The 24,951-nt window shown below is 71.0% G+C and carries 23 protein-coding genes; 11 read left to right on the forward strand and 12 right to left on the reverse strand.

Annotated features, from left to right (window positions below; translation table 11 throughout):
* Window positions 1-4: 4 nt before the first annotated feature.
* From A3CQ_RS0138010 to A3CQ_RS0138020, 3 genes are read left to right on the forward strand one after another with little or no spacing between them, the layout of a single operon-like run.
* Window positions 5-868, forward strand: coding sequence for an ABC transporter permease (locus tag A3CQ_RS0138010; RefSeq protein ID WP_020516206.1), 864 nt, complete (start codon window positions 5-7; stop codon window positions 866-868).
* Complete coding sequence (locus A3CQ_RS0138015; protein ID WP_020516207.1) at window positions 865-1,713, forward strand: ABC transporter permease; 849 nt, start codon at window positions 865-867, stop codon at window positions 1,711-1,713. The genes A3CQ_RS0138010 and A3CQ_RS0138015 overlap by 4 nt, the downstream gene beginning before the upstream one ends.
* A 3-nt stretch (window positions 1,714-1,716) precedes the next feature.
* Entirely contained in the window at window positions 1,717-3,105 is a 1,389-nt protein-coding gene (locus tag A3CQ_RS0138020) for an NAD(P)/FAD-dependent oxidoreductase (protein ID WP_020516208.1), read from the forward strand.
* A gap of 8 nt (window positions 3,106-3,113) precedes the next feature.
* On the opposite strand, the gene A3CQ_RS0138025 is transcribed toward A3CQ_RS0138020, so the two are convergent.
* Window positions 3,114-4,538, reverse strand: coding sequence for an aldehyde dehydrogenase family protein (locus A3CQ_RS0138025; protein WP_020516209.1), 1,425 nt, complete (start codon window positions 4,536-4,538; stop codon window positions 3,114-3,116).
* Window positions 4,539-4,643: 105 nt separating this feature from the next.
* Between A3CQ_RS0138025 and gabT the strand changes: the two genes are divergently transcribed.
* The 3 genes from gabT to A3CQ_RS0138040 all read left to right on the forward strand — a co-directional run bounded on the left by gabT (window position 4,644) and on the right by A3CQ_RS0138040 (window position 9,574).
* A complete protein-coding gene (gabT, locus tag A3CQ_RS0138030; RefSeq protein ID WP_020516210.1) occupies window positions 4,644-5,924 on the forward strand; it encodes a 4-aminobutyrate--2-oxoglutarate transaminase in 1,281 nt (426 codons plus the stop codon).
* Between the two features lies 1 nt (window position 5,925).
* Entirely contained in the window at window positions 5,926-7,320 is a 1,395-nt protein-coding gene (locus A3CQ_RS0138035) for an aspartate aminotransferase family protein (protein WP_051115474.1), read from the forward strand.
* Window positions 7,321-7,480: 160 nt separating this feature from the next.
* A complete protein-coding gene (locus A3CQ_RS0138040) occupies window positions 7,481-9,574 on the forward strand; it encodes a glycoside hydrolase family 3 protein (protein WP_020516212.1) in 2,094 nt (697 codons plus the stop codon).
* Between the two features lie 329 nt (window positions 9,575-9,903).
* Here A3CQ_RS0138040 and srmL read toward each other — a convergent pair whose 3' ends face one another.
* The 4 genes from srmL to A3CQ_RS0138060 all read right to left on the reverse strand — a co-directional run bounded on the left by srmL (window position 9,904) and on the right by A3CQ_RS0138060 (window position 14,048).
* A complete protein-coding gene (gene srmL / locus A3CQ_RS0138045) occupies window positions 9,904-11,103 on the reverse strand; it encodes a PheS-related mystery ligase SrmL (RefSeq protein WP_020516213.1) in 1,200 nt (399 codons plus the stop codon).
* Window positions 11,104-11,469: 366 nt separating this feature from the next.
* A complete protein-coding gene (locus A3CQ_RS0138050; RefSeq protein WP_020516214.1) occupies window positions 11,470-12,264 on the reverse strand; it encodes an SAM-dependent methyltransferase in 795 nt (264 codons plus the stop codon).
* Between the two features lie 21 nt (window positions 12,265-12,285).
* The gene (locus A3CQ_RS0138055) at window positions 12,286-13,554 is read right to left on the reverse strand and encodes an NAD(P)/FAD-dependent oxidoreductase (protein ID WP_020516215.1); all 1,269 of its coding nucleotides are present in this window, start codon (window positions 13,552-13,554) and stop codon (window positions 12,286-12,288) included.
* Window positions 13,551-14,048 carry an Lrp/AsnC family transcriptional regulator gene (locus tag A3CQ_RS0138060; RefSeq protein WP_370657637.1) on the reverse strand — a complete coding sequence of 166 codons (498 nt, stop codon included), beginning with the start codon at window positions 14,046-14,048 and terminating at the stop codon, window positions 13,551-13,553. Before A3CQ_RS0138060 ends, A3CQ_RS0138055 begins: the two co-directional genes overlap by 4 nt.
* Before the next feature lie 149 nt (window positions 14,049-14,197).
* Between A3CQ_RS0138060 and A3CQ_RS0138065 the strand changes: the two genes are divergently transcribed.
* A complete protein-coding gene (locus A3CQ_RS0138065) occupies window positions 14,198-15,403 on the forward strand; it encodes a saccharopine dehydrogenase family protein (RefSeq protein WP_020516217.1) in 1,206 nt (401 codons plus the stop codon).
* 49 nt (window positions 15,404-15,452) lie between these two features.
* Here the strand turns inward: A3CQ_RS0138065 and A3CQ_RS0138070 are convergent, their stop codons facing one another.
* Window positions 15,453-16,397: a DUF2157 domain-containing protein gene (locus tag A3CQ_RS0138070; protein ID WP_157296821.1), complete on the reverse strand. Its 945-nt coding sequence runs from the start codon at window positions 16,395-16,397 to the stop codon at window positions 15,453-15,455.
* A gap of 49 nt (window positions 16,398-16,446) precedes the next feature.
* Here A3CQ_RS0138070 and A3CQ_RS0138075 point away from each other — a divergent pair, with 49 nt between their 5' ends.
* The 3 genes from A3CQ_RS0138075 to A3CQ_RS60285 are packed head-to-tail and all read left to right on the forward strand — an operon-like array spanning window position 16,447 to window position 19,249.
* Entirely contained in the window at window positions 16,447-17,151 is a 705-nt protein-coding gene (locus tag A3CQ_RS0138075; RefSeq protein ID WP_020516219.1) for an LppX_LprAFG lipoprotein, read from the forward strand.
* Window positions 17,148-18,671, forward strand: coding sequence for an MFS transporter (locus tag A3CQ_RS55515; protein WP_020516220.1), 1,524 nt, complete (start codon window positions 17,148-17,150; stop codon window positions 18,669-18,671). Before A3CQ_RS0138075 ends, A3CQ_RS55515 begins: the two co-directional genes overlap by 4 nt.
* Window positions 18,668-19,249, forward strand: coding sequence for a UCP032817 domain-containing protein (locus A3CQ_RS60285; protein WP_020516221.1), 582 nt, complete (start codon window positions 18,668-18,670; stop codon window positions 19,247-19,249). The genes A3CQ_RS55515 and A3CQ_RS60285 overlap by 4 nt, the downstream gene beginning before the upstream one ends.
* Window positions 19,250-19,273: 24 nt before the next feature.
* Here A3CQ_RS60285 and A3CQ_RS0138090 read toward each other — a convergent pair whose 3' ends face one another.
* Genes A3CQ_RS0138090 through A3CQ_RS0138100 form a run of 3 tightly spaced genes read right to left on the reverse strand, consistent with a single transcriptional unit; the run spans window position 19,274 to window position 21,335 of the window.
* Window positions 19,274-20,032 (reverse strand): SDR family NAD(P)-dependent oxidoreductase, encoded by a 759-nt coding sequence (locus tag A3CQ_RS0138090; protein WP_020516222.1) that lies wholly within the window; start codon window positions 20,030-20,032, stop codon window positions 19,274-19,276.
* Between the two features lie 14 nt (window positions 20,033-20,046).
* Window positions 20,047-21,030: an alpha/beta hydrolase gene (locus A3CQ_RS0138095; RefSeq protein WP_020516223.1), complete on the reverse strand. Its 984-nt coding sequence runs from the start codon at window positions 21,028-21,030 to the stop codon at window positions 20,047-20,049.
* Window positions 21,030-21,335 carry a putative quinol monooxygenase gene (locus A3CQ_RS0138100; RefSeq protein ID WP_020516224.1) on the reverse strand — a complete coding sequence of 102 codons (306 nt, stop codon included), beginning with the start codon at window positions 21,333-21,335 and terminating at the stop codon, window positions 21,030-21,032. Before A3CQ_RS0138100 ends, A3CQ_RS0138095 begins: the two co-directional genes overlap by 1 nt.
* A gap of 139 nt (window positions 21,336-21,474) precedes the next feature.
* Here A3CQ_RS0138100 and A3CQ_RS0138105 point away from each other — a divergent pair, with 139 nt between their 5' ends.
* Window positions 21,475-22,362 (forward strand): AraC family transcriptional regulator, encoded by an 888-nt coding sequence (locus A3CQ_RS0138105; RefSeq protein ID WP_020516225.1) that lies wholly within the window; start codon window positions 21,475-21,477, stop codon window positions 22,360-22,362.
* A gap of 1,087 nt (window positions 22,363-23,449) precedes the next feature.
* Here the strand turns inward: A3CQ_RS0138105 and A3CQ_RS55530 are convergent.
* Genes A3CQ_RS55530 through A3CQ_RS0138120 form a run of 3 tightly spaced genes read right to left on the reverse strand, consistent with a single transcriptional unit; the run spans window position 23,450 to window position 24,941 of the window.
* Window positions 23,450-24,082 (reverse strand): hypothetical protein, encoded by a 633-nt coding sequence (locus tag A3CQ_RS55530; RefSeq protein ID WP_020516226.1) that lies wholly within the window; start codon window positions 24,080-24,082, stop codon window positions 23,450-23,452.
* Between the two features lie 6 nt (window positions 24,083-24,088).
* A complete protein-coding gene (locus A3CQ_RS0138115) occupies window positions 24,089-24,517 on the reverse strand; it encodes a pyridoxamine 5'-phosphate oxidase family protein (protein WP_026206670.1) in 429 nt (142 codons plus the stop codon).
* A gap of 10 nt (window positions 24,518-24,527) precedes the next feature.
* Entirely contained in the window at window positions 24,528-24,941 is a 414-nt protein-coding gene (locus tag A3CQ_RS0138120) for an OsmC family protein (RefSeq protein WP_020516228.1), read from the reverse strand.
* Window positions 24,942-24,951: the final 10 nt, after the last annotated feature.

The following is a 24,951-nucleotide window of genomic DNA, read 5'->3' on the forward strand; positions in this document are numbered from 1 at the left end:
ACACATGAACCGAGTCAAACGCCAGCTGGCGCCGTACTTCCTGGTCCTGCCGGGTGGTCTGTGGCTGCTGCTGTTCTTCGCGATCCCGATGATCGCCATGCTGTCGCTCTCGCTTCAGCAGGGCGACGTCGTCTACGGGTACCGCTTCACGTTCCACTGGCAGAACTACACCGACGCGATCGACGGGTACCACACCCAGCTGATCCGCTCGCTGATCTACGCGGCGGTCGGCACGATCCTGCTGATCGCGCTGGCGTTCCCGGTGGCGTACTGGATCGCCTTCTACGGCGGCCGGCGCAAGCCGACGTACCTGTTCCTGCTGCTCCTGCCGTTCTTCGTGTCGTTCGTGCTGCGCACCATCTCGTGGCGGCAGATCCTCACCGACGAGGGCCCGGTGCTGCACCCGCTGAAACAGCTCGGGCTGGTGCCCGACTCGTACCACCTGCTCGGCACGCCCGAGGCGGTGATCGGCGGGCTGGTCTACAACTTCCTGCCGTTCATGGTGCTGCCGATCTACGTGGCGCTCGAGCGGATCGACCCCCGGGTCGTCGAGGCGGCGCGGGACCTGTACGCGAACCCCGCGCTCGCCTTCCGCAAGGTGATCCTGCCGCTGGCCCTGCCCGGCGTCTTCGCCGGCGTGCTGATGTCGTTCGTGCCGATGGCCTCGGACTACGTCAACTCCGAGGTGCTGGGCAGTTCGTCGACCACGATGATCGGCCAGGTCATCCAGAGCAAGTACCTGGTGACCTCCGACTATCCGACGGCGGCGGCGCTGTCGTTCATCCTCATGGCGGTGCTGCTGATCGGCATCTTCGCCTACGCCCGGGCACTGGGCACCGAGGACGTGATGAAGGTGGCGGCCCGATGAGCGTCTCGACCCTGCAACGACCACCGGTGGAGCAGCCGGTCCGGACCGGGCGCCGGCGCCGGTTCACCGGCCAGTCGATGCTGTTCCTCTACACCTGGCTGGTCATCATCTGGCTGGTCATCCCGATCTTCGTGATGATCGCGTTCGCGTTCAACGACACGCACGGCCGGTACAACCAGTCGTGGGAGGGCTTCACCTTCAAGTGGTGGGGCAAGGTCTTCGAGATCGAGGACCTCACCAAGGCGCTGTGGACCTCGCTGATCATCGCGGTGATCTCCAGCCTGGTCTCGGCGGCGATGGGCACCGGCATCGGGTACGCGCTGGGCCGCTACCGCTTCCGCGGCTCGGGCACGCTGAACGTCGTCATGTTCTCGACGATCTCCTCGCCCGAGCTGATCATGGGCGCCTCGCTGCTCAGCCTGTTCGTCTCGGCGAACCTCGGCCTGGGCGCGGTGACGATCACGATCGCGCACATCATGTTCTCGATCTCGTTCGTCGCCGCGATCGTGCGGGCCCGGGTGGTCACGCTCGACCGCTCGATCGAGGAGGCGGCGGCCGACCTGGGCGCCACGCCGTGGACGACGTTCTGGAAGGTCACCTTCCCGCTCATCCTCCCGGCCGTGTTCTCCGGCATCCTGCTGGCGTTCGCCCTGTCCATCGACGACTTCGTCGTCACCAACTTCACCGCGGGCAGCGTCACGACCTTCCCGCTGTGGATCTGGGGCTCGACCCGCGTCGGCCTGCCGCCGCAGGTCAATGTCATGGGCACGATGATCTTCGCGGCCGGCGTGCTGATCGCGGTCGTCACCAACATCCGCTCGAGGCAAGGCAAGCGGGATCGATAACTCGTGGGTTCGCGCCTCAAGGACGCAATACCGGAGCCGTACTGGCTCACCCAGGCGGGGGCTCCGGCCGCCGCCGACCCGCTCGACGGCCCCACCACCGCGGATCTCGCGGTGGTGGGCGCCGGGTACAGCGGTCTCTGGACGGCCCTGATCGCGAAGGAACGCGATCCCTTGCTGGACGTGGTGGTCCTCGAGGCGGCCACGGCCGGGTGGGCGGCCTCGGGCCGCAACGGCGGGTTCTGCTCGTCGAGCATCACGCACGGCTTCGACAACGGCCTCGCCCGCTTTCCGGGCGAGCTGGACCAGCTGATACGGCTGGGCCGGGAGAACCTCGACGAGATCTCGTTCACGGTCGCCGGCTACGGGATCGACTGCGACTTCGAGCGCACCGGTGAGCTGCACGTGGCCACCGAGGACTGGCAGTGGCGCGATCTGGTCGCGGGGCACGCCGCCGAGGCGGCTCGCGGTCTCGACGTCGAGCTGCTGGATCGTGACGCCGTACGACAGGAGGTGCACTCACCGACGTACCGCGGCGCGGTCTGGGATCGTACCGGCTGCGCGATGGTCGACCCGGCCCGGCTGGCCTGGGGTCTCCGGGAGGCGTGCATCTCGCTGGGCGTCCGCTTCTACGAGAACACGAAGGTCGAGCGGATCACGGCATTCCCCGGTGGTCTGAACCTGCAGACCTGGCGCGGCCACGTCACCGCGCGGAAGGTCGCCCTGGCCACCGGCGCGCACGGGCGCCTGCTCAAGCGACTGCAGCAGTTCGTGATCCCGGTCTACGACTACGCGCTGATGACCGAGCCGCTGACCGAGGAGCAGCTCGACGCGATCGGCTGGAAGAACCGGCAGGGCATCGGCGACTCCGCCAACCAGTTCCACTACTACCGGCTCACCGCGGACAACCGGATCCTGTGGGGCGGCTACGACGCGGTCTACTTCAACGGCGGCCGGATCGTCCCGTCGCAGGACCAGCGCGACGCGACCTTCGAGATGCTCGCCGACCACTTCGCGGCGACGTTCCCGCAGCTGGAGGACCTCCGCTTCAGCCACAAGTGGGGCGGCGTCATCGACGCCTGCAGCCGGTTCAGCGCGTTCTTCGGCACCGCGCACGGCGGGCGGCTCGCGTACGCGGCCGGCTACACCGGTCTCGGGGTGGGCGCGACCCGCTTCGGCGCCAAGGTCATGCTCGACCTGCTCGGCGGCGTCCCGACCGAGCTGACCAAGCTGAAGATGGTGCGCAGCAAGCCGATGCCGTTCCCGCCCGAGCCGCTGCGCAGCGGCGTCATCCAGCTGACCCGCTGGTCGATGGCCCAGGCCGACCTCAACCAGGGCAAGCGCAACCTGTGGCTGCGCACGCTCGACGCGATGGGCATCGGCTTCGACTCCTGATCCCGCTCTCAGAGTGTCAGGCCGGTGAGGACCATGACGCGCGGCTCCGTGTAGTCGTCCATCGCGCTGGCCACGCCCTCGCGCCCGGACCCGCTCGCCTTCACCCCGCCGTACGGCATCTGGTCGGCCCGGAAGCTGGGGACGTCGCCGATGATGACGCCGCCGACGCGCAGCCGCCGGTGGGCGGCGAAGGCCAGGTCGATGCGGCGGGTGAAGACGCCCGCCTGCAGCCCGAACGCCGAGTCGTCGATCGCCGCGAACCCGGCCTCGTCCGAGTCGACGGCGGTCAGCACCAGCACCGGGCCGAACACCTCCTCGGCGCAGACCCTGGCGTCGGCCGGCACGTCGGTGAGCACGGTCGGCGCCACGGTCGTCCCGGAGCGCGTGCCGCCGGTCAGCACCCGGCCGCCCTTGGTGACCGCCTCGCCGATCCACTCCTCGATGCGCGCGGCCGCCCGTGAGTCGATCACCGGGCCGACGTCGGTCAGCGGGTCGCGGGGGTCCCCGGCCCGCAACGCCTCGACCGCCGCGACCAGCTTCGGCGTGAACGCGGCCAGGTGGGAGCGGTGCACGAACACCCGCTGGACGGCGATGCAGCTCTGCCCGGCCTGGTAGTTGGAGAACGTGGCGATCCGCTGAGCCGCGAAGTCGAGGTCGTCCCAGTCCTCGCAGACCAGCGCCGCGGCGTTCCCGCCCAGCTCCAGCGTGACGTGCTTGCCGGGAACGGCCGCCCGGATCTGGGCGCCGACCGGCCCCGAGCCGGTGAACGAGACCACCGGCAGCCGCGGGTCGGCGACCAGGGCGGCCATCCGCTCGTTCGGCACCGGCAGCACCGAGAACGTCCCGGCCGGCAGGTCGAGCCGGGACACGATCTCACCGAGCAGCAGCGCCGTGAGCGGCGTCGCGGGCGCCGGCTTCACGATGATCGGCGCGCCGACCGCGAGCGCCGGGGCCACCTTGTGCGCCACCAGGTTCAGCGGGAAGTTGAACGGCGCGATGCCCAGCACCGGCCCGCGCGGCACCCGGCGGACCAGCGCGATCCGGCCGGCCGCGGCCGGGTCGGTGTCGAGCCGCTGCAACTCGCCGGAGAAGCGCCGGGCCTCCTCGGCCGCCCAGCGGAACGTGCTGACCGCCCGGGCCACCTCGGCGCGCGCCCACTTGAGCGGCTTGCCGTTCTCGGCGGTGATCAGCTCGGAGAACTCCTCGGCGCGGCGCTTGATCCGGACACTGATCTCGTCGAGCGCGCCCGCGCGCGCGGAGGCCGGCAGCGCGGAGGCCGGTCCGGCGGCGGCCGCGGCGGCCGCGAGGGCCTCCTCGACCTGCGCGGGAGTGGCGTTGCTGGTCTCGCCGACGATCTCGGTGTCGAACGGGTGACGCACGGTCAGGGACTCGGTGCCGGAGGCCGGTCGCCCGGCGACGTAGAACGGGATCACGGCGAGACTGTACCTTCGTAAGCAGCGCGGAAATAGTTGTTCTGCCTCTTGCAAACGACGGATTCAGTGAAATGATCGGGTTCCGAGCCCCGAAGGAGTTGAGAGATGCCTACCTCCGCCGACCTGCATCGGCGCCGGAGCGCGGCCGTCGCGCGTGGGGTCAGCAGCATGATCCCGTCGTACGTGAGCAGCGCGAGCGGCGGCACCATGACCGATGTGGACGGGCGCGAGTGGATCGACTTCGCGGCCGGGATCGCGGTGACCAACGTCGGCAACGCGGCGCCCGCGGTCGTCGCCGCGGTGCGGGAGCAGGTCGCCCGGTTCACGCATACCTGCTTCATGATCGCGCCGTACGAGCAGTACGTCGCGGTCTGCGAGGAACTGGCCGCGCTCACCCCCGGGGACTTCGAGAAGCGCTCGGCGCTGTTCAACTCCGGCGCCGAGGCGGTGGAGAACGCCGTCAAGATCGCCCGGCACGCGACCGGCCGGCAGGCCATCGTCGTGTTCGACCACGCATACCACGGCCGGACCAACCTCACCATGGCGCTCACCGCCAAGGTCATGCCGTACAAGCAGGGCTTCGGGCCGTTCGCCGGCGAGATCTACCGCATGCCGATGTCCTATCCCCTGCGTGACGGCCGCTCGGGCGCCGACGCCGCGGCGTTCGCGATCGGGCAGATCGAGAAGTACGTGGGCGCGGTCAACGTCGCGGCCGTGCTGATCGAGCCCGTGCAGGGCGAGGGCGGCTTCGTCGTGCCCGCGCCCGGCTTTCTGCCGGCGCTGGCCGCGTGGTGCCGGCAGACCGGTGCGCTGTTCGTCGCCGACGAGATCCAGACCGGGTTCTGCCGCACCGGGGCCTGGTTCGCCAGCGAGCACGAGGGCGTCGAGCCCGACCTGATCACCACGGCCAAGGGCATCGCCGGCGGCCTTCCGCTCGCCGCGGTCACCGGCCGCGCCGAGATCATGGACGCGGTGCATCCGGGTGGCCTCGGTGGCACGTACGGCGGCAACCCGATCGCCTGCGCGGCGGCGCTGGCCAGCATCGGGATGATGCGCGAGCTCGACCTCGCGGCGGCGGCCCGGCACATCGAGGCGGTGGCCCGGCCCCGGCTCGAGGCGCTGGCCGCCAAGCACCCGCCGATCGGCGAGGTCCGCGGCCGCGGCGCGATGCTGGCGCTCGAGCTGGTCGTGCCGGGTTCGATCGAGCCCGATCCGCAGGCCACGGCCGCCGTGGCCAAGGCGGCCCACGAGAGTGGGCTGCTGCTGCTCACCTGCGGCACCTACGGCAACGTGATCCGGCTGCTGCCGCCGTTGGTCATCACCGACGACGAGCTCGACCGCGGCCTCTCCCTGCTCGAACAGGCTTTCGAGTCCCTCACCCGCTGAGATGGAGCCCCCCTTGTCCGACCTTCAGTCACCCGACTTCGAGAAGCTGTCCGGCGCCGCCCGTGACCATCTCTGGCTGCACTTCACCCGTATGTCGTCCTACCAGCACACCGACATCCCGCTGATCGTGCGCGGCGACGGCTGCTACGTGTGGGACGCCGCCGGCCGGCGCTACCTCGACGGCCTGTCCGCGCTGTTCGTCGTGCAGACCGGCCACGGGCGGCAGGAACTGGCCGAGGCGGCCGCCAAGCAGGCCGGCGAGCTCGCCTACTTCCCGCTCTGGTCGTACGCGCACCCCAAGGCGATCGAGCTGGCCGACCGGCTCGCCGATCTGACCCCGGGCGACCTCAACCGGGTCTTCTTCACCACCGGCGGCTCCGAGGCGGTCGAGTCGGCGTGGAAACTCGCCCGCTCCTACTTCAAGCGGGTGGGCAAGCCGCTCAAGACCAAGGTGCTGTCGCGGTCGATCGCGTACCACGGCACCTCGATGGGCGCCCTGTCGATCACCGGCATCCCCGGCCTCAAGCAGGACTTCGAGCCGCTGGTGCCGTCGACGTTCCGGGTGCCGAACACGAACTACTACCGCCGCCCCGACGAGTCGATGAGCCCCGAGCAGTTCGGCGTCTGGGCCGCCGACCGCATCGCCGAGGCGATCGAGTTCGAGGGGCCCGACACGGTCGCCGCGGTGTTCCTCGAGCCGGTGCAGAACTCGGGCGGCTGCTTCCCGCCGCCACCCGGGTACTTCCAGCGGGTCCGTGAGATCTGCGACCGGTACGACGTGCTGATGGTCTCCGACGACGTGATCTGCGGCTTCGGCCGGCTCGGCGAGTACTTCGGCGGCCTGAAGTACGACTACACGCCCGACATCATCACCGTTGCCAAGGGCCTGACCTCGGGCTACGTCCCGCTCGGCGCGATGATCGCGTCCGACCGGCTGGCCGAGCCGTTCCTGCACGGAACCAACTGGTTCGCGCACGGCATCACGTACGGCGGCCACCCGGTCGGCTCGGCGGTGGCGCTGGCCAACATGGACATCCTGGAGCGGGAAGACCTCAACGGCCACGTCCGGCAGAACAGCGACCTGTTCCGGTCCTACCTCGAGCGGCTCTACGACCTGCCGATCGTCGGCGACGTCCGCGGCGACGGGTACTTCTTCGGCATCGAGCTGGTGAAGGACAAGGCCACCAAGGAGACGTTCAACGACGACGAGTCCGAGCGCCTGCTGCGCGGCTTCCTCTCGCACGCGCTGTTCGAGGCCGGGCTCTACTGCCGCGCCGACGACCGCGGCGACCCGGTGATCCAGCTCGCGCCGCCGCTGATCGCGGGCGAGGAGCAGTTCATCGAGATCGAGCAGATCCTGCGCTCGGTTCTCACGGAGGCGTCGAACCAGATCTAAAGCGTTCATTTCCCAACGGCCCCGGCGATAACGCCGGGGCCGTTTTGTCGCTTGATGCCTACGTTCCGAAACGGGACGGTTACTTAACCGCATTGATCGGGGTGAGTATCGAGCGAGTGAGGTCAGGCAAGCCCCCTCTGTCACAGTGAGGAGAAATGGCGTGCGACCAATCAAAAAGCCCCTCATTTCGTACGCGGCGGGCATCTTCGCGTTGATTCTGCTGCCCATGCCGGCCTACGCCACGTCCACCGTGGACACGCGCGGCGCGGTGTATCTCGACTCCCACCGGCCGATCGACAAGCGGGTCGCGGACCTGATGCGACGGATGACGCTGGACGACAAGATCGGCCAGATGACGCAGGCCGAACGGGGCGCGGTCACCGGCGACCCCAGCCAGATCGCGACGCTGCGGCTGGGCTCGGTGCTCTCCGGCGGCGGGTCGGTGCCCACCCCGAACGAGCCCGCGGCCTGGGTCGACATGGTCAACACCTTCCAGTCGTACGCGCTGAGCACGCCCCTGAAGATTCCGATGATCTACGGGATCGACGCGGTGCACGGGCACGGCAACGTGTACGGCGCCACGGTCTTCCCGCACAACGTCGGGCTCGGCTCGACCCGCGACCCGGCCCTGGTCGAGGCCGCGTACCGGGCCACCGCGTCCGAGGTGCGGGCCACCGGCATCCCGTGGGACTTCGCGCCCTGCGTCTGCGTCTCCCGTGACGAGCGCTGGGGACGGGCGTACGAGAGCTTCTCGGAGGACCCGGGCCTGACGATCAAGATGGAGACCGCGATCGACGGGCTGCAGAAGGGCGGCATCCTCGCGACCGCCAAGCACTACGCGGGCGACGGCGACACGACGTACGGCACGGCCGTCGGCGATTACAAGATCGACCAGGGCATTACGATCACCAACCGGGCCGACTTCGCGCGGCTCGCGCTCTCGCCGTACGTGGCGGCGATCGACAAGCACGACGTCGGCAGCGTCATGCCCTCGTTCTCCAGCGTCGACTGGACCGAGGACGGCGTCGGCAACCCGATCAAGATGCACGCCAACCAGGAGCTGATCGCCGGCACGCTGAAGGGCAAGCTCGGCTTCGACGGCTTCGTGATCAGTGACTGGGAGGGCATCCACCAGATCCCCGACCCGTCCACCGACCCGCGGCCGACCGCGCTGCAGGTGCGCACCGGCGTGAACGCCGGCATCGACATGTTCATGGAGCCGAACACGGCCGGCCGGTTCGAGACGCTGCTCAAGGCCGAGGTCACGGCCGGGCGGGTCAGCATGTCCCGCATCGACGACGCCGTGCGCCGGATCCTGCGGACCAAGTTCGAGCTCGGGCTCTTCGAGCACCCGTACGCGTCGCCGGACCACGTGGCCGACGTCGGCAGCGCCGCGCACCGGGCCGTGGCGCGACAGGCCGCGGCCGAGTCGCAGGTGCTGCTGAAGAACTCCGGCGGGGTGCTGCCGCTGCGCAAGAACGCCTCGATCTACGTGGCCGGGCGCAACGCCGACAACATCGGCAACCAGGCCGGCGGCTGGACCATCGACTGGCAGGGCCGCTCGGGCGACGCCATCCCCGGCACGACGATCCTCGAGGGCATCCACCAGGTCGCCCCGTCGGCCAAGGTCACGTTCAGCGAGGACGGCACGGCGCCGGCCAACGGCGCGAGCGTCGGCGTCGTCGTCGTGGGCGAGACGCCGTACGCGGAAGGCTTCGGCGACGTCGGCGGCCCGCAATGCAACTTCTGCACCCCCGCTCAGAACGAGCCAAAGTTGATGACCCTGCAGCCCGGCGACAAGGCCGTGGTCGACCGGGTCTGTGCGGCCGTGCCGAAGTGCGTGGTGCTGCTGGTCTCCGGCCGCCCGCAGGTCGTCACCGACCAGCTGGGCGAGATCGACGCGCTGGTCGCCTCCTGGCTGCCCGGCAGCGAGGGCGCGGGCGTGGCCGACGTGCTGTTCGGCAAGCGGCCGTTCACCGGGCGGCTCTCGGTGAGTTGGCCGAGGTCCGTCGACCAGGTGCCGATCAACGTCGGCGACAAGAACTACCACCCGCTCTACCCGTTCGGCTGGGGCCTGCGCACCGGCGGCGGCCACTCCCAGCTGGACCAGCTGCGCGACGCGGCGCAGGCCCGCGTGATCGCCGGCCGAGGCGGCGCCGGCTGGGCGGCCAAGCTGGCCGCAGCCGACCAGGCCCAAACCGCCGGCGACAACCGGCGGGCGGCCGGCCTGTACAGCTCCGTGCTCCACTCCTGATAGAAGGGCCGCCGCGGTTGCCCCCCCCGGGCGCCGCGGCGGCTCACCTCACGACCTTGCCGCGCCGACCGATGTCGCCGAACCGCCCGGCGTCGCGCCGATCGGTGCCGGCGCGTCGCGCAGGGCCGCGCCGTGTTGATCGGGTCACCCGCGCCGGTCGACGGTCGCGCCGACGGGCGCCGTCTCGATCGGCGGCCGGGCCAGGCAGGGCCGTGCCGACCTGCGCCGTGTTGATCGGGTCACCCGCGCTGGTCGCCGGTCGCGCCGGCGGGCGCCGTCTCGATCCGCGGTCGGGCCAGGCAGGGCCGTGCCGACCTGCGCCGTGTCGATCAGGTCACCCGCGTCGGCCGGGGTTGCGCCGACCGTAACCGCCCCCGATCCGCGCCGCGTCGATCGGGGCCGCCGCGCCGCGCAGGTTTCGCGCCGGCCTGGGTCGCGTCGACCGGCGCCGCGCCGGTCGGGTCGCGATCGCCCATCAGGCCGGTCCAAAGGCGGTCGCGGAGAGCGTTGGCGCGTCGTTTCGGCAGGGCGCCGTGCAGGTCGCGCAGGACAACGCGGAGCAGGACGTTGGCCTCGTCGTCGCGCAGGGCCAGGCGGTCGCGGGAGGTGGGGGGCAGGGCGGCGGCCGGGGTCACCGAGAGGATCGTGACCTCCTCGACCAGGGTGGCGTCGGTGCCCAGCAGGTCGCGGACGCGGTCGCCCAGGTCCTCGGCGGTGACGTCGGCGGGGAGGGCTACCGAGAGGTCGCGGTGGGCGGCGGGGTGCGACGAGACCGGACGGTAGGGGGTCAGGTCGGCCATCTGGGATGCGACGCGGGGGTCGGGGGAGCGCAGCAGGCGGATGTCGTCGATGCCCTTGCGGAGCATGAGCAGGCGGTCCAGGCCCAGGCCCAGCGCGAGGCCGGTGACGCCGGGGCGGCGCAGGACGTGGGCGGCCGCGTAGCCGCACTCGCCGACCTCGACCCAGGTGCCGTCGTCGGCGCGGGCCTCGATCTCGAGGCCGCCGGTGGTGTAGGGATGATCGGCCGGGCTGGTGCGCCACGGAACGTGGGGGAGGGCGGCGTCCAGGGCGGTGCCGACCAGCTCGCGGAGGTCGGCCGGGCCGGTGGTCAGGCGCCACAGGTCCAGCTGGTGGGGTGTTCCGGTGTGCAGGCGGTCGATGGCGTCGCGGCGGTAGACGATGCCGGGGCAGGCGATCAGGGCGTCGCCGGTGTCGGGGAGGAGCCGCAGGGCGCCGGGGATCAGGGCCGAGGTCTGCGAGCGGAGCATCTGGTCGGCGTCGACATAGCGGGTGTAGCGGGCGTCGCGCGCCTTTGCCGACGGGGCGTAGCCGAGACGGTCGTAATTGTCAGACACCGATACCACGCGTTCACCACGATGGACCAACAGGCAGGCCATTGGCCATCGGGCCGTGGCGGCACGCAGGATCGAGGACACCAGCCGCGGCATGGCGTGTGGCGCCTGGGCCGGCTCGGTGAGGTCGGTGATCGCCAGCTCGCGGGCAAGGGCGTCGGGACTGAGGTGGGTCACGGTCTTCTCCTCGTTCGGGAAAATGAGCGGAAGCCGCCCACGGAGAAGGCCGAAACAAGAACGGCCGCCCCGGAGGGCGGCCGAAACGCGTAAAGGGTCAGGCCACCGTCGGGGGCCGGCCGAACTGCACGCGATTGGTCATACGGTCAGCGTGACACGGCGAACGCGGAGTTGTCGCCGGAATTTCCGCAGGCTTCTGCGCGACGGCGGCGGCTTGGGCTTGCGGGCGTCGCGCCCGATATCGCTTGCGGGCGAGGCGGCGCGACGCGCTACCGCTACGGTTGGCGGGCGACGCGGCGCGCTACCGCTGCGGCTGGCGGGCGAGGCGGCTTGCGAAGGCTCGCGGGGCGTCGCGGCGCGCTACCGCTACGGCTTGCGGGCGACGGCGGCCCAGCCGCTTACCTCGCGGGAGACGTCGGCGCCGGGCTCGGGGCGCCAGCGGTGGCACTGGACTACGCCGGGCTCCACGATCTCCAGGCCGTCGAGGAACGCGGCGGTCTGCTCGCGCGTGCGGCGGGTCTGCTTGGTGGCGACCTTGCTGTTGTACCGCTGGGCGCCGGCGGCGGCCTGTTCGGCGTTCACGTCGCTGGCCGGCTGGGTGATGGCCAGGTAGCTGCCGGCGGGCACGGCCGCCATCAGCTCGTCGATGATGGCCTTCGGGTTCTCCTCGTCGGCGATCAGGTGCAGGACGCCGATCAGCTGCACCGCGATCGGGCGGTCGAAGTCGAGCGTCCGGCGGGCCGTGGCCAGGATCGGGGCCGGGTCGCGCAGGTCGCCGTCGATGTACGCGGTCGCGCCGGCGTCGGTGCCGGTGAGCAGGGCGCGGGCGTGCACCAGCACGATCGGGTCGTTGTCGACGTAGACGATCCGGGCGGCGGGGTCGATCCGCTGCGCCACCTGGTGCGTGTTACCCGCCGCGGGGATGCCGGTGCCGATGTCGAGGAACTGCCGGATGCCGGCCACCGACGCCAGCCAGCTCACGGCCCGGCCGAGGAACTCCCGATTGGCCCGGATGTCATACAGGATGCTCGGGCGGACGGCGATGACCTCCTCGGCGGCCTTACGGTCAGCCTCGAAATTGTCCTTACCACCGAGCCAATAGTCGTAGACCCGGGCGGGATGGGCCACGCTGGTGTCGAAGTCGTACTGCGCCTCGCTCATCCGCGCAGCCTAGTCCACTGTCTACACTCGCGGGCGCTCGAGCGCGTCGCGCAGGTTCGTCGCGTGCAGGGCCGCGTTGATGCCGAGCCAGCGGATCGGTTCCGGCTCCCACCGCCGGGAGCGGTGACCGACCCACGGCAGGGTGGTCAGGTCACTCTTGGTGCCCGAGATCAAATCAGCGAGGGTACGCCCGGCGAGATTGGCGGCCGCCACTCCGTCGCCCACGTAGCCACCGGCCCACGCGATGCCGTCGGCCAGGCCCACGCTCGGCATCCAGTCGCGGGGGATGCCCAGCGGGCCGCCCCAGCGGTAGGCGATCTCCGGCCGGATGCCGAACATCTCGGTGAGGGTGTCCCGCAGGTTGTCGAAGACCGCGGGGACCCGGTCGTAGCCGGGCTCGATGCGCGAGCCGAAATGGTAGGGCGCGCCCCGGCCGCCGAACGCGAGCCGGTCGTCGGCCGTCCGCTGGCCGTAGATGATCATGTGGCGTTCGTCGCTGAACGTCTCGCGGCGGCGCAGGCCGATCCGGTCCCACTCCGCGGCGGACAGCGGCTCGGTGGCGATCATCAGGGAGTAGACCGGGGCGAGGTTGCGGCGGTGGCCGGCGAGGCGGGCCGTGTAGCCCTCGAGGGCGCGGACGACCGTGCCGGCCTTGACCGTGCCGTGGTCGGTCTCGACCAGGCCGCGGGCGATGCGGCGGACGCGGGTGCCCTCGTGGATCGCGACGCCGCGCCTCTCGACGGCGGCGGCCAGGCCGCGCACCAGCTTCGCCGGGTGCAGGGCGGCGCAGTCGGGGCTGTAGATGCCGCCGAGGACGTCGTTCGCGCCGCAGATCGCGCTCGCCTCGCCGGCGCCGATGAAGCCCTTGGCGCTCTGGGCCCGCTTCAACTGCGCGGGGGTACGCGCCAGCGTGATCGTTCCGCCCTTCGCGTAGTCGCAGTCGATGCCCTCGGCCGCGGCGGCCCGGCCGACCTCGTCGACCGCGCCCGCCAATGCCGCATGCATCGCCGACGCGCGCTCCGGGCCGTACCTCCGGGTCAGTTTTTCCTCGGAGACCGGAAAGAGGCCCGAGGCCCAGCCCCCGTTGCGGCCGGACGCGCCGAAGCCGCAATACTCGGCCTCGAGGACCGCGATCGACAGGTGCGGTGCCAGCCGGGAGAGGTAGTACGCCGTCCACAGGCCGGTGTAGCCACCCCCGACGACGGCCACGTCGGCGTCGCGGTCGCCGGCGAGCGGCGGGCGCGGCGTGACCGGGCCGAGGGTGTGCAGCCAGTAGGACGGTGCGCTCATCTGGTTCCCCACGCGTAGGTCTGTTTGGCCAGCTTCAGGTACATGAACGTCTCGCAGGAGGTGACACCCTTGATCGGCCGGACCTTCTCGTTGAGCAGGTCGAGCAGGTGCTCGTCGTCGGTGCAGACGAGCTCGACCAGCAGGTCGAAGCCGCCCGCGCAGATCACGACGTAGTCGACCTCGGGGACCGCGGCGAGCTCGTCCGCGATCTGGCGCAGGTCGCCGTTCACCTTGAGGCCGACCATCGCCTGCCGCGCGAAGCCGAGCGTGAGCGGGTCGGTCACCGCCACGATCTGCATGAGCCCGCCGTCGAGCAGGCGCTGCACCCGCTGGCGGACGGCGGCCTCGGACAGGCCGATCTCCTTGGCGAGTGTCGCGTACGACATCCGCCCGTCGCGCTGAAGGTGCTCGATGATCTGCTTGTTGATCTGATCCAGAGCCAGGTCCGCCGTCACTCCGCGATTCTTCCCCGGGTGGGGGTGCAGGGCAATCACATCACTCACTCGCGGATCCTTCCGCCGTCGCTGACTCCTGCGTTTATCGCAGAGTTGATCGCCCTTGACAAGCTTTTCGGTGGCGTCGAGGCTCTTGGGGCACGGTTTCAGTGATCGTGCATCCGTTTTGTGTGAAAGGTGTGTTTCTCATGCGCGTCCTGGTTGTCGGTGCGGGCGGTGTCGGATCCGCCGCGGCCGGCATAGCCGCACGCCGCTCGTTCTTCACCCTGTTCGTCGTCGCCGACTATTCGCTCGACCGGGCGGTGCGGGCGGTCGACGCCGTCGCCGACCCGCGCTTCGTCGCCGCTCAGGTCGACGCCTCGTCTTCCGCCGCCATCTCGGACCTGTGCCGGGAGCACGGCATCACGCACGTGCTGAACGCGGTCGACCCGCGCTTCGTGCTGCCGGTCTTCGAGGGGGCTCTGGCCGCCGGGGCCGACTACCTCGACATGGCGATGTCGCTGTCGCACCCCCACCCCACCGACCCGTACCGCCTGACCGGCGAGAAGCTGGGCGACGCGCAGTTCGCCGCGGCCCCGTCCTGGGAGGCCGCCGGCCGGCTCGCGCTCGTCGGCATCGGCGTCGAGCCCGGCCTCTCCGACATCTTCGCCCGCTACGCCGCCGACCACCTGTTCTCCCGGGTCGACGAGGTGGGCATCCGCGACGGCGGCAACCTGGTCGTCGAGGGCTACGACTTCGCGCCGTCCTTCTCGGTCTGGACCACCATCGAGGAATGCCTCAACCCGCCGGTGATCTGGGAGAAGGACCGCGGCTGGTACACCACGGTCCCGCTCAGCGAGCCCGAGGTCTTCGACTTCCCGGGCGGCATCGGCCCGGTCGAGTGCGTCCACGTGGAGCACGAGGAGGTCCTGCTCATCCCGCGCTGGGTCGACGCCGGCAAGGTCACCTTCAAGTACGGCCTGGGCTCCGAGTTCATCGAGGTCCTGCGCACCCTGCACAAGCTGGGCCTGGACAGCACCGACCCGGTCCACGTGGGAGCCGCGACGGTTTCCCCGCGTGACGTCGTGGCGGCCGTGCTTCCCGATCCCGCCACGCTCGGCGACAAAATGACCGGCAAAACCTGCGCCGGTACGGTGGTCACGGGGCTGGGCCTGGACGGCGAGCCGCGCGAGGTCTACCTCTACCACCTCGTCGACAACGAATGGTCCATGTCGGAGTACGGCGCCCAGGCCGTCGTCTGGCAGACCGCGGTCAACCCGATCGTCGCCCTCGAGCTGTTGTCCTCAGGGACCTGGCAGGGCAGCGGGGTGCTCGGCCCGGAAGCCTTCGACCCGGTCCCGTTCCTCGGCAAGCTCGTCGAGTACGGCACTCCCTGGGAGATCCGCGAACAGTGACAGGCCGGCGGGCGCGCTCGTCGCGCCCGCCCACCGGGGTGCCCGCGGCTCAGCCGATCTCGGCGGGATGGCGGCGGATCCGCAGGCCGGCCAGGCTGCCGGCGAGGAGCGTGACCCCGGCGACCAGCATGACGCCGCTGGCGCCGAGCGAGCCCTCGGTGACGTCGTAGAGAAACTCCGGCACCACCAGGGTCGCGCAGGCGACGCCGCCGGCCAGGAGGACCCAATCCCGGATCCGGGTGTACGCGGCGAAGCAGCCCGCGGCCACCAGCGCCGTGAGGACGTAGCCGAGCGGGTCGACGTCGTCGATGACCATCAACTGCGCGCCGAGCAGCCCGAACCCGGCCGCGATCGCCAGGCCCACGCGCCGCTCGGTGACCACCCGCCACCCGGCCAGCGCGGCCCAGCCGGCGCCGAGAGCCAGCGAACTCAGGCCGAGCGTCCAGGCGTGTGCGGCATCGCCGAGGTCCAGCAGGGCGGCGCAGACCGCGAACGCGGCCACCGCGGCGCCGATCTGGCCCAGCGCGCTGCGGGCCAGCAGGTAACCGGCGACCACCACGACCAGGCCGGCGACGGCGGCCGCGACCGGGATGCCGTCGTCCCGCGACGTCAGCACGTACACGGCGAACGAGGCGGCCGCCGCCCCGCCGGTCATCAGCGTGCTGGCCAGCCGCCGGCGTACGGAATCCGGCGAAGCCCACCGGAACCGGATCGCCAGGCCGCAGCCGAACAGGATCGCCGCCATGGCGGCGAGGATCGCGAAGCGACCGCCGCGACCCAGCTGATCCCACTGCTCGCCGAGGAAGAGCAGCGTCGCACCCACCACAAAGGAGGCACCCAGATAGCCGGCGATCTCCCCGAGCAGCCGCCGCGGACCGGCCGGCGCCGCCGCCGGAACAGCGACCTCGGCCCGCACCGCGCCCGCCTGTTCCGGGCTCAGCACCCCCCGCGCGACCAGGCGGTCCAAGGCTGCTTGTAACGCGTCGGCATCCACGTCCGTTCCCCTTCCCTGTGGGTCCCCCGGACCGTCTAGCATCCGCACTATGTTCCGCATCCGGCCCGTCCTGGCCCTGCTCGCCGCGCTCACCGCGCTCGCCGCGGTGACGTCGTGCACCAGCTCCGACGACAAGAAAGACGACTCCACCGCCAGCCTGCCCGACGGCGCCACGTTGCTGAAAGACTCCGCCACCGCGATGGGTGAGATCAAGACCGCGAAGTTCCTGATCACCGCGGACGGCGCGATCTCCGGGCTCAGCCTGCGCCGGGCCGAGGGCACGCTCACCCGGGAGGGCGACGCCGAGGGCACGGCCCAGATCGAGCAGGCCGGCACGAACGTCGACCTGACCTTCGTCATCGTCGGCGACAAGATCTACATCAAGGGCCCGACCGGCGGATACCAGGAACTGCCGCTCAGCCTGGCCGCCACTGTCTACGACCCGTCCGCCATCCTCGACCCGGACAAGGGCATCGCCAAGGTGCTGAGCACCGCCACCGGCGCGAAGACCGAGGCGGCCGAGGCGGTCGACGGGACGGACGCGTGGCGGGTGGCCATGACCGCGAACGGCGCCGACCTGGCCACGATCATCCCCGGGGTCAGCGGCGACGTACCCGGCAAGGTGTGGATCGGCCAGCAGGACAAACGGCTGCACAAGGCGGTCTTCACGCTGCCGGCAGAGGGCGGCGCGACGGGCACGGTGACCGTGACCTTCCAGGAGTTCGACGCGCCGGCCACCATCAAGGCCCCGTGACCGCCCGCCGGCGCCTGGCGATCGGCGCCGGGAGCGCCACCGTCCTGCTCGCGGCCCTCGACGCGTACGTCGTGGTCACCGTCCTCACCGACATCCTGCGCGACGTCCACATCCCGCTGACCCGGCTCGAGCGGGCCACCCCGATCGTGACCGGGTACCTCCTCGGCTACGTGGCCGGCATGCCGCTGCTCGGTTCGCTCTCCGACCGGCTCGGGCGCCGCACGGTCATCGTCGGCTGCCTGGCCGGCTTCGCCGTCGGCTCGGTCCTCACCGCCGCCTCCGGCGAGTCGCTGTCGCTGCTGGTCGCCGGGCGGGCGGTGCAGGGCCTGGCCGGGGGAGCGCTGCTGCCGGTCACCATGGCGCTGGCCGGCGACCTGTGGGCGAGCGGGCGGACGCGGGCGTCGGCGCTGGGTGCGGTGGGCGCCGCGCAGGAGCTGGGCAGCGTCCTCGGACCCCTGTACGGCGCCGCGATCGCCGCCCTGATCGGGTGGCGGGGCATCTTCTGGATCAACGTGCCACTGTCCGCGCTGGCGGCGGTCGCGGTCCTGGTCGCGCTGCCCCGGTCGGCGCCGCCCCGGCCCCGGCCCCGGGTCGACGTCGTCGGGGGCGCGCTGCTGGCGGCCGGATTGGGGCTGCTGGTCGTGGGCCTCTACAACCCCGATCCGCAGCACGCGGTCCTGCCGTCGTGGGGCCCGGTCACGCTCGGCGCGGCGGCCGTGCTGCTCGTGCTGTTCGGGGTGTGGGAGAGCCGGGCCCGCACCCGCCTCATCGACCGGCCGGGGCGGGTCTTCCTGGTCGCGCTGGCCGTCAGCTTCTGCGCCGGGGCCGCGCTCATGGTGACGCTGGTCGACGTCCAACTGGTGGCGCAGACGCTGCTCGGCCGGGACGCGCTCGGCGGCACCCTGGTGCTCTCCCGGTTCCTGATCGCGCTGCCGGTGGGCGCGATCGCCGGTGGCCTGCTCGCCGCCCGCCTGGGCGACCGGTGGGTCACGGCCGGCGGCCTGCTGATCGCCGCCGCCGGGTACGTGCTGATCGCCCGCTGGCCCCTCGACGTGCTGTCCATCCGGTACGCCGGCGTGCTGCCCCGCCTCGACACGGACCTGGTGCTGGCCGGTCTCGGCCTGGGCCTGGTGATCGCCCCGCTGGCCGCCGCCGCGTTGCGTGGCACTGCGCCGGCCCAGCACGGGGTCGCCTCGGCGGGCGTGGTCGTGGCCCGCATGGTCGGGATGCTCCTCGGCGTGGCCGCGCTGACCGCCTGGGGGCTGCACCGGTTCCAGGAGCTGACCGCGCGGCTGGACACGCCGCTGCCGTTCGGGGTCGACCCGGCCGTCTACAAGCAGCGGCTGGACGCGTACGAGCTGGCGGTGAAGGTCGCCCTCCAGACGGAGTACCGCGAGATCTTCTATGCCACCGCGGCGGTGTGTCTGCTCGGCGCCCTGCTGGGCCTGCTGCTCTCCGACGGCCGGCCGGCGGACGATCGATTGACTGCGGCCGCCGGGGCTCGCAGGCTGGACGGATGAGCTGGATCCGGATCCGCGATCGGCGAACCGCGCAACGGATCGCGGTCGTCGACGGCTACGGGTTCTCGGCGGGAGTCCGCTATCGATTCAGTCTGGTGCACGGCGAGCTCTCCCTCGTGGCGGAGGCGGCCCGCCAGTGGTTCCGGCTGGCCGCCCGCCACCCCCGGGCCGACCTGGCCATGCCGTCGGTCGTGGTCGACGACCTGTGGCGCGAGATGGTCCGCGATACCCGCGACTACTCCTCGTTCTGCGGCGCCGCGTTCGGGCGCCCGTTTCCGCGCCCTCCGGCACCCGAGGCGGATCGTCCGGCCCGGCTCGTCACCACCCTGCGTCTGGCCCAGGAGGACGAGGGCTGCCCGCCCGAGGCGCTGCCGTTGCTGTTCCGCATCGACCGGGAGCTGGGAGTGAAGGGCGGCGGCCACTATCTGGCCGACTGCGGCGGCCGGGACGACTGCCACGAGCTGCCGGGCGCGACCTGCCTGTGGCACATCACCGGCACCCGGGGCGGACGACGGTGGCCGGGCCGCCTGCTTCTACCACCCGGGGGCGACCTCGGCGGCGGGGGATTCGTCGCCTAGTGGCGCAGTCCGGCCGGCACCGGGTCAGAGGTTGTAGCCGCCGGACACCTCGATGTCCTGCGCGGTGATCCAGCGGCCCTCGTCGGCGAGCAGCGCCGCGATCGCCAGGCCGACGTCGTCGGGTTCACCGAGCCGTCCGAGGGCGGTCTTGGCCGCGAGCGCGGGGATCACCTCGGGATAGCGCTCGAACGCGTTGTCGGCGATGCGCGTACGGGTCGAACCGGGCGAGACCGAGTTGACACGGATGCCGCGGGGGCTGAACTCCTTGGCCATGTAGCGCGTCAGCACGACCAGGCCGCCCTTCATGGCGCCGTACGCGGAGTAGCCGGGCTCCAGGCCGGACCAGCGGGCCGCGTTGCTGGTGGTGTTGACGATCGCGCCGCCGTCGGCCAGCAGCGGCAGCAGCGTCTGGGTCAGGAAGTACGGGCCCTTGAGCAGTACCCGCATGAGCGTGTCGAACATTTCCTCGGTCGTGTCCCCGAACGCCGCCGCCTGGCCGAACCCGGCGTTGTTGACCAGGAAGTCGAACGTGGTCCGCTGCCAGGTGTCACGCAGCGCGGCGACGACTTCCTCGCGGAAGGCGCCGAAGGTATCCGAGCGGCCGACGTCGAGCGGTAGCGCGACGGCCGTGCCGCCCTCCTTCTCGATCGCCGCCACGGTGTCCCGCGCCCCGGACTCGTTCTCCTGGTACGTCAGGATCACCCCCGTTCCGCGCTTGGCGATCTGGACGGCGGTGCTCTGCCCGATGCCGGAGCTGGCCCCGGTGACGATGGCAACCTGCATGATTGACTCTCCGTTCATTGGTTGGTTGAGCGCGCCTGTGCGTCGAGGGCCGGGCTCAGCACCCGGGCCAGCCAGTCGTTGCGCGTCCGGCGGGCGGCGGCGGAGACCCGTGCGTGCGGGTACAGCGCGTCGAACCCGTGGAAGCCTCCGGCCCAGATGTGCAGCTCGGCCTGGCCGCCGGCGGCCCAGATCCGGGTGGCGTAGGCGACGTCCTCGTCGCGGAAGACCTCGGCCGTGCCGGCGTCGATGTAGGTGGTCGGCAGCCCCGAGAGGTCGTCGGCCAACGCTGGTGAGACGTAGGCGGGCACGTTCCCGCCGTTGGGGTCGCCGAGCACGGATCGCCATCCGAACTCGTTCATCTCGCGGGTCCAGACGCCGGGCTCGCCGGAGTACTGCCGGCTCGAGGTGGTGTCGTTGCGGTGGTCGAGCATCGGGTAGATCAGCATCTGAGCGGCGATCGCCGGGGTGCCGCGGTCGCGTGCCATCAGGGTGACCCCGGCGGTGAGGCCGCCGCCGGCACTGGCGCCCGCGACGACGATGCGGGACGGGTCGATGCCCAGCTCGGCGGCATGCGCGGCGGTCCACAGCAGACCCTGGTAGCAATCGTCGACCAGGGTCGTGCCGGTGGCCTCCGGTGCGAGCCGGTAGTCCACGGAGATCACCACGGCCCCGAACAGATCGAGCCACTCGAGGGGGATGTCGATCTGCGAGAAGCGATCGCCCATGACCATCCCGCCGCCGTGCATCCAGTAGACGCACGGTGCGGCTGTTAAGCGTTCGGCCCTTGTGGCCGAAAAGATCGACAACGGGATCTGTACGCCGTCCGCGCCTGGGATGGTGATCTCGCGCCGGGTGACGGCGCGACCCTCGAGAAGGGGCTCGACCGGCGCCGAGGCGAAGGGGCGGATCTGCGCGAGCGCCTCGGCGGTGAGCTCGGTCGCGAGCGGGACGTCGGCGAGGAGGGCGCGCAGCTCGGGGTCGATTCCGGGGCGGGCCATCAGAAGGCCGCCTTGCCGCCGACGGGGACCTCGTCGACGTACTGCGACTCGCCGGCGAGCAGCGGCTGGAGCTTCGCGACCAGCTCCTGCGCCTCGGGGGTCGCGAAGAACCGGCTGTGCGCCTCCGGGCTGGTCCAGCCCTCGGTGACGAAGACGGTGTCCGCGTCGCCGGCGGAGCGGCCGACCAGGAAGACGACGCAGTCCTTGTTCGGCAGGGACGGTGCGTCGAGCAGGAGCTGGACCAGCTCGTCGCCCTTTCCGGGCTGCGCGGTCATGGTGGCGTGGAAACCGTGGGTGACGCTCATGGGGGATTCTCCTCGTTCCTGGGATATCGGTCATTCCAGGAAATCACCTCCACCTGCGGAAACGTTAGAACGATGCTCTTGACCTCTTGCCTGATCCTCTCGTTGCGGCGAGCATCGGTGGGGTGCTTCAATCGGGGTCATGGCCCTTGACGAGTTGCGCGCCCTGCTCGCCCGTCACGCGCGGCCCGACCAGACCACCGCGATCGACGATGTCCTGATCTCGGCGGTCGAGCAGCCGGAACCGCCGTCGTCGTCGACGTCCGGCACGGTGCTGGCGCTCATCGCCCGCGGCGCGAAACGGCTGGCGCTCGGCGATCGCGTGTACGAGTACCGCGCCGGGCAGTACCTCATCGCCTCGGTCGACCTGCCGGTCACCGGCCACTTCACCGAGGTCCCGGCCATCGGGTTCGGTCTGATCCTGCGCCCCCGCATGATCGCCGAGCTGCTGCTGGAGGCCGCCCCCGGCGATCTCCCACCCGCCGCCGGCGGCACACCACCGGCCCTGGCCGTCAGCACCGCGTCCGGCGACCTGCTAGACGCCGTCATCCGGCTCCTGCGCCTGCTCGACCACCCACGCGACCACGCCGTGCTGGCACCGATGCTCAAACGCGAGATCCTCTGGCGGCTCATCACCGGCGACCAGGGTTCGGTCGTACGCCAACTGGGCCTGGCCGACAGCAGTCTCACCCACGTCGCCCGCGCGGTCGGCTGGATCCGCGACCACTACTCACAGGCCTTCCGCGTGGAGGAGGTGGCGCAGCTGTCCGGCATGAGCGTGTCCGCCTTCTACCGCAACTTCCAGGCCGTCACCGCGATGAGCCCCATCCAGTTCCAGAAACAGATCCGGCTCCAACAGGCCCGCCTGCTGCTGGCCACCCACCCCAACGACGTAGCCGGCGTCAGCCACCGAGTCGGCTACGACAGCCCCTCCCAGTTCAGCCGCGAATACCGCCGCCAGTTCGGCGCACCCCCAAGCCAGGACGCCACCCGCCTACGCGACCGACCGCCCGGAGCAGCCCTGGTGTAACGGCAACACTCGATCGCTGCCGCACCGTCGATTGTCGCCCCGGCCGTCCGCGTGGAACCGCTGATCGGTCCGACGCGAAGACCACGGCAATTCGCGCACCGCGATCCGATGTGAATGGAGGTGAGCTTTCTTCTTCCCTTCTCTATTTCCTCCTCAGGCAAGCGCACAAACCGTTTTCTCGAGGGTGGTTTGATGCGGCCGTGGGCGAGTCGGCTGGGGTGAGCCGCGGGATTGGTTTCGTCGGCCGGGCGAGCGCGGGGCGGCGACCGGAGCCCGGCCGGGTGACGGTATCGGGCAGGCGCGTGAGTTCGGTCTGAGCCGCGACTTCCGACCCGACCTGCGGGCGCGGTCCGGGCAGCGGCTTTCGCTCGGTGTGCGGGTCGGGCCTCAGCACTGGTTTTCACGTGGCGTGCGGGCCCGGTCCGAGCAGCGGCTTTCACCTGGCGTGCGGGTGCGGTCTGGGCAGCGGCTTTCACCTGGCGTGCGGGTGCGGTCTGGGCAGCGGCTTTCACCTGGCGTGCGGGTGCGGTCTGGGCAGCGGCTTTCGTCCGGCGTGCGGGCGGGGTCTGAGCAGCGGTTTCCGCCTGGCGTGTGGGATCGGTCCGAGCGGTGGCCTGTGCCCGGGGTGCGGGCTCGGCACGGGGTGCTGCCTGCGGGCGGTGCGTGCAGGTTGCCTCGTCCGGCCAGATCAGCGGCGGGACGGCCTCGGCCTCGTCGTGCAGGCCCAGGGCGGCGCATTCACGGGAGCAGCCGCGCGACCGGCACAGCTTCTGCGCGTGACGCCGGGCAAGACCCCACCGCCGGCGACGGGCGTGCTCGCGGCGGAATTCCTCTTTCGCCGGTGAATGGTTACGCCCTTTGGTGCGGTCACGGATGGCAGCGATTGCCGGCCGGGTGAACAACTGAAGCTGCTGGTACCGCATGAACTATTCTCGCGCGCCCGGCACCTCGTTCGCCAATGAAGGATCATGCCAATTACGGAAACCCGCCCGGAGTCGCACAACCAGTTGCTTGAACAATCACCAAAACAATTTTCGCTTGGAAAGCCGGAGCAATTCTCATGGCACGATCCATGCGAGTGGATTCGCTACAGGTTGGGGAAGACCACGACTCGGAACTGCCCGTCCACGGCCACGCCGTACTCGACCTCCGCGGGTACGTCGGTGGAGACGCCGACGGGGTACGCCAGTCGCACGAAGCAATACAGGCCGGGGGTAGCCGCGAGGTAGGACTCGATGTCGCGCCAGAGACCTCCCAGCGGCGAGAGCCGCCGGTTGACCCGCGGCGCCTGAGGGAAGTAGTTAGGTCCGCCTTCGCGGCCGCCCTGCGCGTGCGCCATGGCGTGCCCCTTGTCGAAGCCGGCTCTCGCCGGGAAACCTCGGTGGTAGTTGTTGTCCCTCGTGTTCGCTGGGGTCAACCGCGACAGGCCGTGCATCAGCACCGTCAGCTCGTGCGCAGCGTCGAACAGCACATCGAAGGCGCCGTCGCTGAACTCGAGTAGGTGTGTCGGTGGCTCCACCTCGGCTCGGTAGAGATCGGCCGAGACATCGACGATGACTTCTCGCAGCTGCTCCACGGTGGGCGGATCGCCGGCGTGGAATTCCCGAAGTCGACGGAGGTACGGCTCGGCGCCTGACCGGATTTCGGTGAGCTCGGCCAGTGCGCGATCGATGCGCTCTACGAGCCGTTCGCCGTTACCGGGACGACCGGATCTGGGCATGTGCCTTCACCAAGCCGGTCCCAGGTCGGACGAGAGCCAGTGCTCGGGTCGCATGTGGACGATTACCTGCTCGCCGATCTGCGTGCGCTCGAACTCGAGATACTCCTCTACTCGGGCCGGCGGAATGTAGCGCTGGGCCATCTCTCGGGAGCGTTCGGGTGAGCCGGGCTCGATGACCACCACCGGGCCTTGCACCGACACGTATCGGGCCGTTGGGGTGCTGCGCTCGACCATGATGCCGAAGCGGCCCGCCGCGCGGATCGCCTGCATCTTCCGGGCGCCCGGTTCCGTCGCAATCCACAGGTCGCCGCCGGGCTCGTACTGGTACCAGATGGGCACGGTCAGCGGGGCTCGGTCGGGTCGCTCGACCACCGACAGGGCGCCGATGTGGGGTTCGGCCAGGAATTGTTCGCGTTCTTCTCTCGACAACGCCATGACCCGGACGCTACCGCTGGGGTCCGACAAAACCCGGCCGGCGGTGGACGGGGGCGCCGGCTCGGATGGCCCGGGGGATCTCGGCCACGGTGTCGACCTCGGTCAGGAGGCGCGCCAGGTCGTCGGGGGACGCCGGCGAGTTCAGCTCCACGTGGTAGGCGATGCCGGTGGAGGTCCAGGTCGAGGTGTCGAAGTCGCCGGCCGCGGTCACCTGGACACCGTCGACGCGGATGTTCAGGGTGGCGGCCTCTCGGTAGACGTCGTTGAGCACGCAGCCGGCGGCGGCCAGATGCAGCAGGTGGGCGCCGGTGAAGTCGGCCTGGACCGTGACGCCCTCGGGGGTCCAGCGGTGGGGGAAACGTACGGCGCCGGGGGAGTCCGAGCGGAAGGAGCCGGCGCCGACGATCACTTCGAACTGGTTCATCGGAGCATTG

The sequence above is a fragment of the Paractinoplanes globisporus DSM 43857 genome (assembly GCF_000379645.1).
Classification (GTDB): Bacteria; Actinomycetota; Actinomycetes; order Mycobacteriales; family Micromonosporaceae; genus Actinoplanes; species Actinoplanes globisporus.